The 14,080-nt window shown below is 63.0% G+C and carries 15 protein-coding genes; 1 reads left to right on the forward strand and 14 read right to left on the reverse strand.

What is annotated here, in order from left to right:
- Nucleotides 1–6: 6 nt before the first annotated feature.
- From RS897_RS39195 to RS897_RS39240, 10 genes are all read right to left on the reverse strand, one after another.
- On the reverse strand, nt 7–1,014 hold the full coding sequence (locus RS897_RS39195; protein ID WP_315834014.1) for a CobW family GTP-binding protein: 1,008 nt from the start codon (nt 1,012–1,014) through the stop codon (nt 7–9).
- Nucleotides 1,007–1,336 (reverse strand): hypothetical protein, encoded by a 330-nt coding sequence (locus RS897_RS39200; protein WP_315834015.1) that lies wholly within the window; start codon nt 1,334–1,336, stop codon nt 1,007–1,009. The genes RS897_RS39195 and RS897_RS39200 overlap by 8 nt, the downstream gene beginning before the upstream one ends.
- Nucleotides 1,337–1,353: 17 nt before the next feature.
- Nucleotides 1,354–2,235: a polysaccharide deacetylase family protein gene (locus tag RS897_RS39205; RefSeq protein ID WP_315834016.1), complete on the reverse strand. Its 882-nt coding sequence runs from the start codon at nt 2,233–2,235 to the stop codon at nt 1,354–1,356.
- Nucleotides 2,236–2,317: 82 nt separating this feature from the next.
- A complete protein-coding gene (locus RS897_RS39210; RefSeq protein WP_315834017.1) occupies nt 2,318–3,424 on the reverse strand; it encodes an ABC transporter ATP-binding protein in 1,107 nt (368 codons plus the stop codon).
- Between the two features lie 83 nt (nt 3,425–3,507).
- Nucleotides 3,508–4,743 carry an ABC transporter substrate-binding protein gene (locus RS897_RS39215; RefSeq protein WP_315834018.1) on the reverse strand — a complete coding sequence of 412 codons (1,236 nt, stop codon included), beginning with the start codon at nt 4,741–4,743 and terminating at the stop codon, nt 3,508–3,510.
- A gap of 56 nt (nt 4,744–4,799) precedes the next feature.
- The gene (locus RS897_RS39220; RefSeq protein ID WP_315834019.1) at nt 4,800–5,573 is read right to left on the reverse strand and encodes an SDR family NAD(P)-dependent oxidoreductase; all 774 of its coding nucleotides are present in this window, start codon (nt 5,571–5,573) and stop codon (nt 4,800–4,802) included.
- On the reverse strand, nt 5,573–6,310 hold the full coding sequence (locus tag RS897_RS39225) for an SDR family NAD(P)-dependent oxidoreductase (RefSeq protein ID WP_315834020.1): 738 nt from the start codon (nt 6,308–6,310) through the stop codon (nt 5,573–5,575). Before RS897_RS39225 ends, RS897_RS39220 begins: the two co-directional genes overlap by 1 nt.
- Nucleotides 6,310–7,155, reverse strand: coding sequence for an ABC transporter permease (locus tag RS897_RS39230; RefSeq protein WP_315834021.1), 846 nt, complete (start codon nt 7,153–7,155; stop codon nt 6,310–6,312). Before RS897_RS39230 ends, RS897_RS39225 begins: the two co-directional genes overlap by 1 nt.
- A 4-nt stretch (nt 7,156–7,159) precedes the next feature.
- Entirely contained in the window at nt 7,160–8,020 is an 861-nt protein-coding gene (locus RS897_RS39235) for an ABC transporter permease (RefSeq protein ID WP_315838892.1), read from the reverse strand.
- Between the two features lie 84 nt (nt 8,021–8,104).
- On the reverse strand, nt 8,105–9,193 hold the full coding sequence (locus RS897_RS39240; protein WP_315834022.1) for an ABC transporter ATP-binding protein: 1,089 nt from the start codon (nt 9,191–9,193) through the stop codon (nt 8,105–8,107).
- 426 nt (nt 9,194–9,619) lie between these two features.
- On the opposite strand from RS897_RS39240, the gene RS897_RS39245 reads away from it, so the two are divergent.
- The gene (locus tag RS897_RS39245; protein ID WP_315834023.1) at nt 9,620–10,594 is read left to right on the forward strand and encodes a GntR family transcriptional regulator; all 975 of its coding nucleotides are present in this window, start codon (nt 9,620–9,622) and stop codon (nt 10,592–10,594) included.
- A gap of 23 nt (nt 10,595–10,617) precedes the next feature.
- Here the strand turns inward: RS897_RS39245 and RS897_RS39250 are convergent, their stop codons facing one another.
- Genes RS897_RS39250 through RS897_RS39265 form a run of 4 tightly spaced genes read right to left on the reverse strand, consistent with a single transcriptional unit; the run spans nt 10,618 to nt 14,075 of the window.
- Nucleotides 10,618–11,589 carry a 5-oxoprolinase subunit C family protein gene (locus tag RS897_RS39250; protein ID WP_315834024.1) on the reverse strand — a complete coding sequence of 324 codons (972 nt, stop codon included), beginning with the start codon at nt 11,587–11,589 and terminating at the stop codon, nt 10,618–10,620.
- Nucleotides 11,579–12,454: a 5-oxoprolinase subunit B family protein gene (locus tag RS897_RS39255; protein WP_315838893.1), complete on the reverse strand. Its 876-nt coding sequence runs from the start codon at nt 12,452–12,454 to the stop codon at nt 11,579–11,581. Before RS897_RS39255 ends, RS897_RS39250 begins: the two co-directional genes overlap by 11 nt.
- Nucleotides 12,454–13,836 (reverse strand): acetyl-CoA carboxylase biotin carboxylase subunit, encoded by a 1,383-nt coding sequence (locus tag RS897_RS39260; RefSeq protein ID WP_315834025.1) that lies wholly within the window; start codon nt 13,834–13,836, stop codon nt 12,454–12,456. The genes RS897_RS39255 and RS897_RS39260 overlap by 1 nt, the downstream gene beginning before the upstream one ends.
- Nucleotides 13,833–14,075 carry an acetyl-CoA carboxylase gene (locus RS897_RS39265; RefSeq protein ID WP_315834026.1) on the reverse strand — a complete coding sequence of 81 codons (243 nt, stop codon included), beginning with the start codon at nt 14,073–14,075 and terminating at the stop codon, nt 13,833–13,835. Before RS897_RS39265 ends, RS897_RS39260 begins: the two co-directional genes overlap by 4 nt.
- Nucleotides 14,076–14,080: the final 5 nt, after the last annotated feature.

The raw sequence follows: 14,080 nt of genomic DNA on the forward strand, positions 1-14,080 counted from the left end.
TCAACCTCAATGAGAAGAGGGTATCGAAAGATCGCAGGTCCCGGAAGCGCCCAGTCGCGCGAACACCGCGAAAGATCGCTGGATCAGCTCGGGGTCGATCCCTTCGACGATAAAGACAAGCCGAGACCGGCGATCAGAATCGGGCCAGCAACTGAGATGCGTGGGCGCATGCACAAGATGCTGCACGCCGTGGACAGCGACCGGCCGCGCCTCGCCCTGCAAAGCCAAAATTCCCTTGACCCGCAGAATGCTCGCGCCGTGACGGTTGAGCAGCATGGTCAGCCAGATGCCGAAGGTGCTCCAGTCAAGCGGCTCCTCCACCACGATGGAGAAGGCGTGCGCCTTCGCATGCGCGGCCCCCTCCGGCTCGGCGACGGCCTTGAACAGGCTGCCGCCAGCGGCCAAAAGATCGTCCGCCGAAAGCGGCCCTTCCGCGACCCGCAACAGCTGGGCCGCAGGATTGATCGCGCCGAGCCTCGCCACGAGGGGCGAGATGTGCTCTTCCTCGGCAAGGTCGGTTTTGGTCAGTGCGATGACGTCGGCAACCGCCGCCTGCCGCATCGATTCGATGTGACGATCGAGCTGCGCGAGGCCGTTGACCGCATCGACCGTGGTCACCACGCCCGCAGCGCGAAAGTGATGTCGCAGCACGGGATCGGCCCGCAGCGTCGAGAGGACAGGAAACGGATCGGCAAGCCCGGTGCTTTCGATCACCAGGCGCCGGAACAGCGGTACTGCTCCACGCTCGCGCCGGGAATGGAGATCGCGCATTGCGCTCGCAAGCTCGCCGCGCACGGTGCAGCACAGGCAGCCCGAACTGAGCAGCACTGTCTGTTCATCTAGACGCTCGACAAGGAGATGATCGAGCGCGATCTCGCCGAACTCGTTGATGATCACCGCCGTGTCGTGCAGCGCCGGATCAGCAAGCAGCCGGCGCAGCAGCGTGGTCTTGCCGGAGCCGAGAAATCCCGTCAGCAGCGTCACAGGCGTGAAAGCCGGCGGCTCCCTAAGCATGATTTGCATCGAGGCGGGCGAGAAAATCGGGATCGAGCGGATCGCAGAGCCGGCCCGACAGCCGCTCGGCGGTGGACCAAAGATGGCCGAGATCTCCGACGATCTCGCTTTTGCCCGTCAAGGTGGTCAGGAGAAAGCTTGCGCCCTGCCAGTCGGCAAGGCGCAGGCCAAAGGGTTTCAGCGCGCGATTGGCGACGCGCACACGAAGGGCGCGTTCGCGGCGGCGCTGCACCGGATCCGCGTTTCGCGTGTAGACACCCTCACGCGCAACGGCGTCAGTCCAATGCTCGTCCCCGCCAAGACCGCCACATAGCGCGCACATCGTCCGCCTGCCCTGCCTTATTTCTTGCGCGGAAAGCGCCTGGCGAAATCATCGGCCATTTCGTTCATGGTAACGAACTTCACGCCGGGATGCGAGGCGATGTGATTGTAAAGTCGCTCCAGCATCAGGAGCACCTGCGGTCGCCCGGAGACGTCGGGGTGAATCGTCATCGGGAAGACGGCGTAGTCATATTCGCGATAGACCCAATCGAACTGGTCGCGCCAGATCTCCTCGAGATGGCGCGGATTGACGAAGCCGTGACTGTTCGGGCTCTTCTTGATGAACATCATCGGCGGCAAATCGTCGAGATACCAGTTTGCCGGAATCTCGATAAGATCGGTCTCGTGGCCACGCTTCAGCGGAACCATCCATTCCGCCGGCTTCTTGGAATAGTCGATCTTGGTCCAGCTATCGCCGACCCTGACATAATAGGGCTGGAAGTCGTTGTGCATGAGCGAATGGTCGTACTTGATGCCGCGCTCCAGCAGCAGCTCGTTGCTGACGGTCGAGAATTCCCACCACGGTGCGACATAGCCGGTCGGACGCTTGCCGGAAAGCTGGGTGACCAGGTCGATACATTTGTCGAGCACCGCTGTTTCCTGTTCGCGGCTCATTTCGATCGGATTTTCATGGCTGTAACCGTGAATGCCAATCTCGTGACCCGCGTCCGCAACAGCTTGCATCTGCTCGGGAAAGGTTTCGATGGAATGGCCAGGGATAAACCAGGTGGTCTTGATACCGAGGCGCTTGAACAGTCTCAGCAGGCGCGGACTTCCCACCTCGCCGGCAAACAGGCCGCGGGAAATGTCGTCCGGCGAATCCTCGCCGCCATAGGAACCGAGCCAACCCGCGACGGCGTCGACGTCGACACCGAATCCGACGAGAATTTCTTTGGCCATGGGGAGCTTCCTCTCACAGTTGTTGCGGTCAGGTCCGCAGCTTCGAAAATCAGGGATGGGAGGATCGCGAGCGCAACCCGCTTCACGCCGCGATGACAGTCGCGTTGTGCGGCTGCCAGGCGATCCAGACATTGGACGACGGAACCAGATCCTCCCTTTGGTACTTGTCGACATGAGCCTCGAGCGTCACGCTGCCGCCTTCGCTCAAGGAGATTCCAATCTGCACCAGATGGCCCACCACATCGGCCCGCTCTATCACGCCGGACAGCACATTGCCCTGATACTCGGTCGCCAGCGCCTCACGGGACCCGCGCGTGGACGGGAATATGTCGAGCGACTCCGAGGGAATGACGATCTTCGCCGCCCGGCCGATCTCCGGCCGGTTGTTTGGCGCGCCGACGAAGGCGCCGAACCGCGTCGACAACGTCGCGCGGTCAGCTTCGATCTTGCTCAGCGCGCCATCGATGATGGTGTTGCGCCCGATAAACTGCGCCACGAACGGCGTCTGCGGCCGCGTGTACAATTGCAGCGGGCTCGATATCTGCTCGATCCGGCCCTGGTTCATCACCACGATGCGGTCCGACAACGTCAACGCTTCGGACTGCGCATGGGTGACGAACACGAAGGTGATGCCAAGATTGCGCTGCAGAAGCTTCAATTCGGCCTGGATCGCCTTGCGCAGGTTGGCGTCGAGCGCACCCAGCGGCTCGTCGAGCAGAAGAATGTCGGGTTCGACGACAAGCCCGCGCGCCAGCGCGATGCGTTGCCGCTGACCGCCGGACAATTTATGCGTCAGCGAGTTCGCAAGCCCGAACAGGCCGAGCTTGTCCAGGATGCGGTCGACCTTGGCGTCGCGCTCCGCCTTGGGCAGGCCTTTCACGTCAAGGCCGTACCTGACGTTTCCCCTGACCGTCATGTGAGGAAACAGCGCATAGTTTTGAAAGATCATCGACGTCGGCCGACGTTCCGGCGGAATGTCGTTGATCCGTCGTCCGCGGATCAGGATGTCACCGCTCGTGATATCTTCGAAGCCGGCGATCATGCGCAGCGTGGTGGTCTTGCCGCAGCCCGACGGGCCGAGAAAGCCGATGAACTCGCCCTTCTCGACGTTGAGATTGAAGTCGACGACTGCGGGAGCACCGTTGTCATAGACCTTGCCGACATTTTTCAGCTGGAGATCGAAAGCCACCGCCCTTGTACTCCCACTTGCGCTCACCTCACCGCACCAAACGTCGGGCCGGCTCGCACCGGCCCCTCGCGTCGCGCAGGCGATCACGCGCTCAGGAATTCGTCCCATTTCTGGATCACGAAATCATATTCGTCCGGCCATTGATGCCAGTAGGCGACATTGGCGGCGCGCGTCTCCAGCGACCCGCCGTCGCGCAGGTCACCCTCCTTGATGCCGTTCTCGCCTTTGCCCGCCCACGGCTTGCCCTCGTACCAGAAGGCATATTTTTCCGGCAGCATGACGTTCTTGATGTTGGTCGATGGCGAATAGTAGCCCTGCTCGGACACCGTGATCCCGGGCGGTCCCGACAGCCAATAATCGGCGTAGGCGTAGACGGCCTCCTTGTTCGGCGAGCCGACGATCAGCGAGGGGCCGATCGACCAGGCGCGATATCCTTCCTTTGGAACGGCGTATTTGGCGGGCTTGCCCTGCGCCTTGACCGCCATGACCGCGGGCTGCCAGGCATCGCAGACCACCATTTCGCCCGACGCCATCAGGTTGACCAGCTCGCCGAAATCACCCCACAACGCCCTGAACTGGCCATCCTTCTTTTTCGCGATGAGGAACTTCATCGCCTCCTCGATCTGCTTTTTCGAGGGATTGCCGGGATTCTTGACGTCGGACATGCCGAGCGTGTTCATCGCCATCACCGCCTGTCCCAGCGCAATCAGCGGATCGGTGTTCAGACCGGATTTGCCCTTCCATTTCTTGTCGAAGATCGCAGTCCAGGTGTTGGCTTCCTCGTCACTGAGCACCGTCGGGTTGTAACCGATGGAGTCATAGTTATAGACCGCGGGCACCATCCAGAGTTTGGCCTGGGCGTCGTCGGCCCAGATCTGGCCGGTGATCTGCGCCCTCTTGTCGAATTTCGGCGATGATTTCGTAAACGTGTCGCGGATATTCGCCCAGTTCTTGAGCGCGGTGGCGGGAACGGGCTCGATATTGTTGGTCTGCGTCACCGCGGGCAGGCGTTCGCCGATGGTTTCCCAGCAGTCGAAATCCTTCGAGCCGGACAGGATTTTGGTCTGCGCATCCGGGAAGGTCGCGGCCGTGCCCGATGTGCCTCCCACGCCGGACTTCGCCTTGAAGTCGGCCAGAATGCGATCCTGGACGGTGACGGATAGACCGATCGTGCGAAGCTGTTGCTTCGCGACATCGGCCGCCGCGGCATAAGCGGTCCGCGAGGACAGAAACGGTGTGCCTCCGCCAAGCGCGAGCGCCAGCGCGCCCGTCGTTCCCTGCAACAATTTGCGTCGTGACACTTCCAGCCTATCGACCATGACTCACACCCTCCATTTGAACGTCGGTCAATTTCACGCAAGCAATCGCCCCGCGCTCAATAGCGGCCCACCAGAAGGCCGCCATCGACCACCACGGTCTGGCCCGTCATGTAACGGGCCGCCGACGATGCAAGGAACAAAACGACGTCGGCGATGTCTTCGGGCTCGCCGATCCGCCCCATCGGAATGAATTCGCCGGCCTTTTGAGCGGCGGCCGGTCCGAGCGAATGCTGTTCGGACAAGAGTTGCGCGGTGCGGATATAGCCGGGCGCAATGCCGTTCACGCGGATGCCGCTTCGCGCAAGCTCAACCGCAAGCCCACGAATCAGGCCGACGACGCCCGCCTTGGCGGCGGAATAGTGCACATGCTCGTCCCAGCCATAGGCGATGCCCATGATCGAGGAAATGCAGACGATCGTGCCGGATTTGCGGGCCTTCATCGGAGGAAGCGCAGGCCGCAGCACGCGGATCATGCCCTTGAGATCGACATCGAACGTCTCATCCCACTTCTCATCGGTCAGATCGTCCAGCGGGACCTTACGCGCGATGCCCGCATTCGCGACGATGCAATCGAGCGCACCGAATTCGGCATTCAGGTCCGAGACAAGCCAATCGGCTTCGGCAGTCGAGCGGACATCGAGAAGACGGAACTGCGCCGAGCCGCCGGCGGCCACGATCTCGGCGGCGACCGCTCCCCCCTCCGCCGCCAGCACGTCGGTCGCGACCACATGGTAGCCGGCTTTGCCGAACGCATGGGCGGTGGCCCTGCCGATGCCGATCCCCGCGCCGGTGACAAGGACTGTCGGCTTCTTCGCGGTTGCGCCATCCATCACAGCATCACATCTCCGGAGTTGGGGCCCAGGGTCTGGCCGACGAACAGCGCGGCCTCGGACGAAGCAAGAAAGGAGACCGCGGCGGCAACTTCATCCGGCTCGCCGAACCGGCCGAGCGGCAGTTCCCGCGCCTTCGCCCTGCGCCAGTCCTCCGACAGGGCCATGACCAGCGGCGTATTGATTGGTCCGGGCGCCAGCGCGTTGACTCGCACGCCTTGCGCGCTCACCTCGCGGGCCAGTGCCTTGGTCATGCCCATGATTGCCGCCTTGGCCGCGCTGTAGTGAACGAGTTCAACGCCGCCGATCTGTCCAAGCTGCGAGGCGATATTGACAATGACGCCGTGCCGCCTTTCGAGCATGGGGCTGAGCACCGCGTGCGTGCAGAGAAAAGTGCCGCGCACATGGACCGCAAACATGCGGTCGAAATCCTGAGGCGTCAGATCGATGAATTTCGCTTGATGAACGAAACCCGCATTGTTCACCAGCACGCCGCAATCACCGAAAGCGGCGCGTGTACCCGCGACGATCGTCGCCACGTCTTCCTCGCGCGACACGTCGCCGGCGATCGCCTTGGCCGCATGACCCGCGGCGACGATCGCCTCGGCGACCGCTTGCGCACGCTCGCCGGACAGATCAGCAACCATCACCGCCATGCCGCCGGCGGCAAGCCGGTGCGCAACGGCGCGGCCGATGCCGGAACCAGCCCCCGTAACGATCGCAACTTCACCAGCCATCAGCTTTCCTCCTGGACGGCGACGCGCTTCGCGCGCCGTACCGAAAGCGCCATCAGGATCGCGTAAACAGCGAGCAGCGCGAACGAGAACAGCGTGGTCAGAACGCCGAAGGCGAAAATATTGGGATGAATCTCGATCGAAAACGTGCCGTAGATCGCCAGCGGCAGCGTGAGATCGCGGCCGGACGAGAACAAGGTGCGCGAGAACTCGTCATAAGACAGCGTGAAGGCGAACAGCATCGCGGACAGGACGCCCGGAAAGATCAACGGAAACGTCACCTTCCGAAACGTCCTGATCGGCGAGACGCCAAGCGACCACGAGGCCTCTTCCACCGAGGCATCGAAGCGATTGAAGATCGCAAGTATCACGAGGAAGGCAAACGGGAAGGTATAGACGACGTGCAGGACGAAGGCCGTGCCCCACCACGTGCGGTCGACACCCAAGGCATTGGCGACCAGCGCAAGGCCGAGGCCGACAAGGACACCAGGCACCATCATGCCGAGCACGATGAGATAGAAGACCACGCCGGATCCCTTGAAGCGCGTCCGGAACGCCTGGGCGGACAGGACGCCGAGCACGGTCGACACCACCATGGTCATGGAGGCCAGCATCAACGAGCGTGTCAGAGACTGCTGGATCGGCAGCGGTGCAATGCGCGAGGGTGGCGTTAGGCCGAAAATGTCACGGTACCAGTAGGTCGACCATTCGATGATCGGGAACTGCGGGCCACCATTGGGGCCGGTCTGGAACGACAGGATGGTCAGAACGAGCAGCGGCCCATACAGAAAAACAAGGAACAGCGCGGTGTAGATCGCGAGAGCCGGCTTGATCAGGGGCGCCTGCATGACCTCAGAGCTCCCGCTTGAGATCGACGACGCGCAGGAAGGCCGCAACGACGATCCCCATCAGAACGGTCAGCACCACGCCGACCACCGCGGCGAAGGCCCATTTGAGCGAACCGACCTGGGTGACGATGATATTGCCGAGCATATTCACCTTGCGGCCGGACAGCGCCGAGGCGGTGGCGAATTCGCCAAGCACCATGACGGAGACGAAGATCGCGCCGACGATGACGCCGGGCATGCTGAGAGGCAGAATGATGGTGCGGAAGATCCGAAAGAAGCCGGCACCGAGATCGCGTGCCGCCTCGATCACATTGGGATCGATGCGGCCGAGCATGAAGGCGATCGGCCCGACCATGAAGACGCAATAGATCTGCGTCATCCCGATGATTACCGACAGCTCGGTGAAAAGCAGCGCGTCGATCGGCGCAGAGGTAATGTGGAGCGCCTGCAGAATGATGTTGATTGCGCCCTCCTTGCCGAGCATCGGCCGCCAGGCAAGAACGCGGATCAGGAACGAGGTCCAGAACGGAATGACGCAGAGAACCAGAAGAGCCGTCGACAGCGTCTTGTTCCTGACGAAAAGACCGACGAACAGCGCGGTCGGATACCCCACCACCAGCGTCGTGCACAGCACGATCAGCCAGATGCGGATCGTGGTCCAGAGCGCGCCGACATAGGTGTCGCTGCCGAAGAACGCCTCCCAGCTGCGAGTCGTCAACACCGGCTCGATCTTGAAGGTGCTTTGCGTCCAGAACGACACATAGACGATCATCAGGATGGGGATCACGAGGAATAGCGTCATCCACACCACGCCCGGCGCGATCAACCAGTACGCGGTCGGAAACCGGCGGCGCCGCGGCGGCATCACCGGCGCAGCAACCTCCTCGGCCGCGGCGGACGATAGCACCGTCATGCGCGGCCTCGACCGCGCGATGCCTGACGAAGGCGGTCAGCCGAAAACCAGTGCATGGCTCGCTTTCCAGGTTAGCGTGTACTTCTCGTTGATGGTCAGATCCTGCATGGCACGATGGCTGAGGTGGTTTTCCACCTCAACAATCGATCCGCCCGGCAGCTCGAAGAAATACATCAGCGCCGACCCGGTATATTCGCTGGCGAGATAGCGGCCGCTGACGCTCTCCTCGTCCGGCTCCGGAATCACATCGCAGTCCCGGATCGAAATCATGCCCTGACGTATGGCGTAGGCGGCCTCGGAACTGCTGTTGATCGTCGAGGCGATTTTGAATCGGTGATCGCCGGTGGCGAAGACCTCGGCTTCGATCCTGCCCGGGAAGAGGTTGTAGCAGTTCAGCGACTTGGCGACGCTTGGCGAGGTCGGGCGATTGAACACATCGTCAGGAGCGTCATATTGGGCTACGCGACCGCGATCGAGCACGACGACGCGATCGCCCATCGCCAGCGCCTCAGTCTCGCTTCCGGTGACATGCAGGAAGGTGACGCCAAGACGGCTGCGAATGCGGCGCAGTTCGCCGCGCATCCGCATGCGCAGATTGGCGTCCAATGCGCCGAACGGCTCGTCGAGCAGGACCAGCCGAGGCTCCGTCACCAGCGTGCGGGCGAGCGCCACGCGCTGCCGCTGGCCACCGGAAATCTCCCGGACGCCGCGCGTCGCGAGGCCCGAGAGACCGACAAGCCCGATCATCGCCTCGACACGATCGCGCAACTCACTCTTGCCCAGTGACTCGCCCTTGTTCCGGTTTTTCAGACCGAAGGCGATGTTCTCGTAGACCGACAGATGCGGGAAAAGCGCGAAATTCTGGAAGACGAAGCCGATCCCGCGATCGAAGGCCGGCACGCCGATCATCGGCCGGCCGGAAAATGCAATCGCCCCCGCGTCGGGCTGCTCGAACCCAGCGATGAGACGCAACAGCGCGGTCTTGCCCGAACCGCTCGCGCCCAGCAGGGCCACGTAGCAATCCTGCGGCACGGCGAGACTGACATTATCCAGCGCCACCACGTCGCCGTAGCGCTTGGTCAGTCCGACGATCTGCAGCACCCCGTTGCCCACTGACACACTCACCGGTTTTGTCTGGCTATGAGCTTAAATAATTGGCTTTTGTGTTCAAGAGTAATCTGTAAGCAGCTTGGCGAAAAGATTTGCTGCGCTGCAGCCGACGAATTAATGTCTTCGTTTGAGCACCAACAAAACCGCGCGGCAGGCACAAATTTTATCTATATATTTGAAAACAAGCAATATTTCATGCAGAAACGCAAACGCCATCGCTGCCACAAAACCGTCTGCTGCTGCGACGGCCGGCACTAGGGTGAGCTTCACAGCCCAAGAATAAATGTATTTCGTATTCAAACAACGTTATACAAAGAGCATTTCTGGCCCAGTGCGAGCGAGCTATAAGGCCGTGATGCGATCCTTTTGGCGGCCCCCCCGAGTCGGCGGCGAACAATGAAACGATCAGCCAACGCGCGGCCGGCCTCGCGGCGCTACGAAATGGTCGAGCAAGTGCTGCGCGCGAACATCCTCGGCGGCCGTATTCCACGCGGCCTCGTCCTGCTCGAGGGGCCGATCGCGTCGCTGATGCAGACAAGCCGCGCCCCCGTGCAGACGGCGCTGCTGCGTCTTGAGGCGGAGGGGTTGGTGCGACGCTTCGACGGCCGCGGCTTCATGGTGGCGCGGCCGGGCGAGGCGGTAGAGCCGACGCGACGCGATCTGCGCGAAATCGGGCTGCACATTCCCAAGATGATCGACGACGCCCTGCAGAGCCGGGCTTCCTGGGAACGCATCTATGAAACGGTCGAGACCGACGTCGCGGCCTGTCTGGTGTTCGGGCGCTACCGGCTGATCGAGGCAGAACTCGCCGAGCATTTCAGCGTGAGCCGCACGGTGGTGCGCGACGTGCTGGGCCGGCTGGAAGAGCGTGGCCTGGTCAAGAAGAACCAGAGCTCGCACTGGATCGCCGAGCCGCTGACCGCGCAATCCATCCGCGAGCATTTCGCCCTGCGCCGGATCCTCGAGCCTCAAGCCCTGGTGAGCGCCGCGCCGTTGCTCGAGCATGCGCATCTCGCCGGCGTGTTCGCGCGCTTCCGCCAGGCCGAGGCGGCGTTCGACGGCCGCGGCGAAGACGCAGCGATGCGCGATCTCGAAGCCTTCGAAACCCTGTTGATCGACACCTGCGTGCTCGCCACGCCCAACGATCGATTGCGCGAGCAGATCCGCCACAATCTCCTGCCCGTGCTGGCGGCGGAGCGCGTGCTTCGCCAGCTCGGCCTGCCCGACGACCGCGCGGCGATCACCGAGCATCGACTGATCGTGGAGCTGCTGCTGCTCGCTGCGGTGCCGGCGGCGGCGGCCATGCTGGAGGCGCATCTGGCGGCGGCCGAACGCCGCAGCATCGCCCAAATCAAGATCGTCGCCGTGCTTCCCGAACCGCGATCGATCGCCCCCTATCTGACACAGCTCGAATGAGGTGGGCGCGCGGAGCATGATGCTCAGCCCAGACTGTCGCGGATGTCTTGCATGAACCGCCGGCGGTCGCGCCGCGCCGCGAGCGCCTGATCCATGCCGACCTGCACGAAACGCGTCGGCGTGTTGGGCTGGAGCTGGCCGATGAGATCCATATCGGCCGAGACGACCGTGCCAACCATGAAGTAGCCGCCTCCGGACACCGCATCGCGATGCAGGATGATCGGCTCCTTCCCGCCGGGCACCTGGATCGAACCGTAGGGATAACAGCTGTCGACGATGTTGGATGGGTCTGATCCGGCACCGAACGGTTGCTCGCGTTCCACGAATTCGAGCGGCCGACCACCGCGGAAGCGGTACCCCATCCGGTCCGCCTCGGGGGCGACTTTCCACTGATCGTCGAAGAAGTAGCGATGCGATTCTTTGACGAGACGGTGCCAGTAGAGCCCAGGCAGAACGCGCAGCTCCGCGGGGTTCGCCAGGCGCCGGCGCAACGCCACCGGTACGCTGCGGCCCGCCTTCCCGCGCGTCGTCGTTCCGAGCGGCAGGTCGTCGCCCGCGGCGAGCGGCCGTCCCTTGAAGCCGCCGAGACTGCCGATCGCATAGGTGGAGCGACTGCCAAGCGCGACGGGCACGTCGATGCCGCCGGCAACGGCGATGCAAATGCGCGCACCCGCCTGCAGATAGCCGAAGCTCAGCACCTGTCCTGCCTTCACCTCGAGCGCCGTCCAGCTCGGCTGCTGGTCACCGTCGATCTTGATCGGCATGTCCGCGCCGGTGACCGCGATCAGCGCGTCGATATCGAACGCAAGCTGCGGTCCGATGAACACCGCTTCGAGGCAGGCGGCACCCTCGTCGTTGCCAACCAGGAGATTGGCCGCGCGGAGCGACAACCGATCCATCGCTCCGCCGATCGGAATACCGAGGTGGAAATATCCGGGGCGTCCGAGATCCTGCACGGTGGTCGACAGGCCGGGATGGAGAACCCTAATGGCCATGGAGCGCCTCCTGCAGCTTGGCGTTGTAGCTGTTCATGTCCTGCTGGAAGGCCCGCAAATCGAACGTCACATCGCGGATCGCCGGCTCGAAGCGGCCGGCGGCCACCGCCTCAAGGGCTGCATCGTAGTCGTCGCGGCCAATCGGCTTGAACTTGACGATGTCGCCGGGGCGGAAGAACACCATGAAGTCGCGGAGGTAGCTGGTCTTCTGCTCGGGATCGAAAATCGGCATCGGCGTGATGCCGAACATCTGGTAGCCGCCGGCGCCGCGCACCGAATAGATGCAGGAAAAGCAACCGCCATGACCGATGGTGTGCTTCGGCGTATCGGTGCGCGGCCGCAGATATTTCGGCACCTCGAGCTGACGCGCGCGGTCGACCATCTGATACATGAACGGCAGTCCGGCCACGAAGCCGACCATCGATACGAACCATGGTGAACCGCTGTGAGCAGCAACGAAAGCGTCGACGCCGTCGAGACCGTTCACTCGCGCGGCATATTCAAGATCGCTGCCCGTCGGATCCTGGTGGCGCTCGCGAAAACGCATCAAGGTTTCGTGGGTCCAGGGATCGCGATAGAACACAGGAATCTCGATGATGCGCGTCCTGATGACCGGTTCGGTCTTGTCGGCCGCGCTCTCGATCGCCTTGACCTCCCGCAGCATGTCGGCGGGCGCAATGACGTCGGGATCGAACTTGATCTGGAACGACGCGTTGGCAGGACAGATTTCCGTAACACCCTTGATGCGGCTATTGCGCACCGCATTGGTCATGGACAGGCTTTTGAAGAAGGCCTCGAGCGACATGGCTTCGTCGCATTCGACGAAGAGATGCTCGTCCCCGCCGAAGGAATACCGGTTCTGCATCACGCGACCTCCTTCGCGCCGGCCGGCGCCGTGAACCTGTTTTCCAGCCAGCGTTCCAGGAAGCGGGTGTCGACCCGGCCATAGGCGACATCCGGATCGACGGCGAGCGCCGCATGCAGCGGCAGCGTCGTCGGGATGCCGGTGACCAGCAATTCGTCCAGCGCCCGGCGCAGCTTCATCAGGCACGCGCGCCGGTCGATATCGTGGACGATGAGCTTGCCGAGCAGCGAATCGTAGAAGGGCGGCACGGTGTATCCCGCGTAGAGCATGGTATCGAAGCGGATGCCCTCACCTTCCGGAACGGTCAACGCGTCGATGCGGCCGGGCCAGGGCATGAAATTCTTCAGCGGATCTTCCGCATTGATGCGGCATTCGATCGCGTGTCCATTCACGCGCACGTCGTGCTGTCGGATCGACAGCGGCTCGCCGCCAGCGATCCGCAGCATTTCCTGAACCAGATCAAGCCCCGTGATCATCTCCGTGACCGGATGCTCGACCTGGATACGCGTGTTGACCTCGATGAAGTAAAAATCGCCGCTGGCCTCATCGTAGAGATATTCCACCGTGCCGGCGCCGCGATAGCAGACGGACCGCACCAGCGCCACCGCGCTCGCGCACAGCCGCGCGCGAACATCCTCCGGCAATCGGATCGCGGGGGCTTCCTCCCACACCTTCTGCCGCCGCCGCTGCAGCGAGCATTCGCGCTCGAAACAATGAATGAAGCTCTCGCCGTCGCCGAGGATCTGCACCTCGATATGGCGCGCCTCAGCGATGACCTTCTCAATATAGAGGCTGCCGTCACCGAAGGCGGCGGCCGCCTCGGCCGAAGCTTGCGGAAACTGGCGTTCGAATTCGGCAACGCTTTCGATAATTCGGATGCCACGACCGCCGCCGCCGGCCGCGGCCTTGATCATGACGGGAAAGCCGATGCGGGCCGCAATCGCCGTCGCTTCCGCGATGTCGGAGACGCGGCCTTCGCTCCCAGGCACCGTCGGCACGCCGGCCCTGGCCGCCGCCTGGCGCGCGGCGACCTTGTCGCCCAGCAACCGGATCGCAGCGGCGTCCGGGCCGACAAACGTCATGCCCGCCGCCGTTACCGCCTCCGCGAACGCGGCGTTCTCCGACAGAAAGCCGTAGCCGGGATGCACCGCATCGACCTTGGCAGACGTTGCAGCCGCAAGCACAGCCTCGATATTAAGGTAGGATTTCTTTGCCGCTGGCGGCCCGATGTCAATCGCCTCGTCAGCGAGCCGGACCGCAAGCGAATCGGCGTCGGCCTGGCTGTGGATCTGCACGGTTCGAAGCCCCAGGGCTTTCGCCGCGCGGATAATCCGCACGGCGATCTCGCCGCGATTGGCCACAAGGACCGAGCGGATGTTCATTGCTGGACCTCGGCGATGGTCTGCCCTGCCATCACCGCGTCGGCATCGTCGATGACAAAGCGGATCGCCGTGCCGGCGACCTCCGCCCGCACTTCGTGGAACGACTTCATCACCTCGATGATGCCGATCACGTCATCCGTGACGACCGGGTCTCCGTCGCTCTTGAACGGTGCGCTGTCTGGCGACGGCCGCCGGTAAAACACGCCGGGCAGCGGCGATCTGATATCGGCCTTGGTCATTGTGA

It is taken from the genome of Bradyrhizobium prioriisuperbiae (assembly GCF_032397745.1).
Taxonomy (GTDB): domain Bacteria; phylum Pseudomonadota; class Alphaproteobacteria; order Rhizobiales; family Xanthobacteraceae; genus Bradyrhizobium_A; species Bradyrhizobium_A prioriisuperbiae.

Bases quoted from the DNA above. Each gene is read 5' to 3' on its own strand.
- RS897_RS39195 (WP_315834014.1), bottom strand. From the start codon at position 1,014: ATGCTTAGGGAGCCGCCGGCTTTCACGCCTGTGACGCTGCTGACGGGA.
- RS897_RS39200 (WP_315834015.1), bottom strand. From the start codon at position 1,336: ATGTGCGCGCTATGTGGCGGTCTTGGCGGGGACGAGCATTGGACTGAC.
- RS897_RS39205 (WP_315834016.1), bottom strand. From the start codon at position 2,235: ATGGCCAAAGAAATTCTCGTCGGATTCGGTGTCGACGTCGACGCCGTC.
- RS897_RS39215 (WP_315834018.1), bottom strand. From the start codon at position 4,743: ATGGTCGATAGGCTGGAAGTGTCACGACGCAAATTGTTGCAGGGAACG.
- RS897_RS39220 (WP_315834019.1), bottom strand. From the start codon at position 5,573: ATGGATGGCGCAACCGCGAAGAAGCCGACAGTCCTTGTCACCGGCGCG.
- RS897_RS39225 (WP_315834020.1), bottom strand. From the start codon at position 6,310: ATGGCTGGTGAAGTTGCGATCGTTACGGGGGCTGGTTCCGGCATCGGC.
- RS897_RS39230 (WP_315834021.1), bottom strand. From the start codon at position 7,155: ATGCAGGCGCCCCTGATCAAGCCGGCTCTCGCGATCTACACCGCGCTG.
- RS897_RS39235 (WP_315838892.1), bottom strand. From the start codon at position 8,020: ATGCCGCCGCGGCGCCGCCGGTTTCCGACCGCGTACTGGTTGATCGCG.
- RS897_RS39245 (WP_315834023.1), top strand. From the start codon at position 9,620: ATGGTCGAGCAAGTGCTGCGCGCGAACATCCTCGGCGGCCGTATTCCA.
- RS897_RS39250 (WP_315834024.1), bottom strand. From the start codon at position 11,589: ATGGCCATTAGGGTTCTCCATCCCGGCCTGTCGACCACCGTGCAGGAT.
- RS897_RS39255 (WP_315838893.1), bottom strand. From the start codon at position 12,454: ATGCAGAACCGGTATTCCTTCGGCGGGGACGAGCATCTCTTCGTCGAA.
- RS897_RS39260 (WP_315834025.1), bottom strand. From the start codon at position 13,836: ATGAACATCCGCTCGGTCCTTGTGGCCAATCGCGGCGAGATCGCCGTG.
- RS897_RS39265 (WP_315834026.1), bottom strand. From the start codon at position 14,075: ATGACCAAGGCCGATATCAGATCGCCGCTGCCCGGCGTGTTTTACCGG.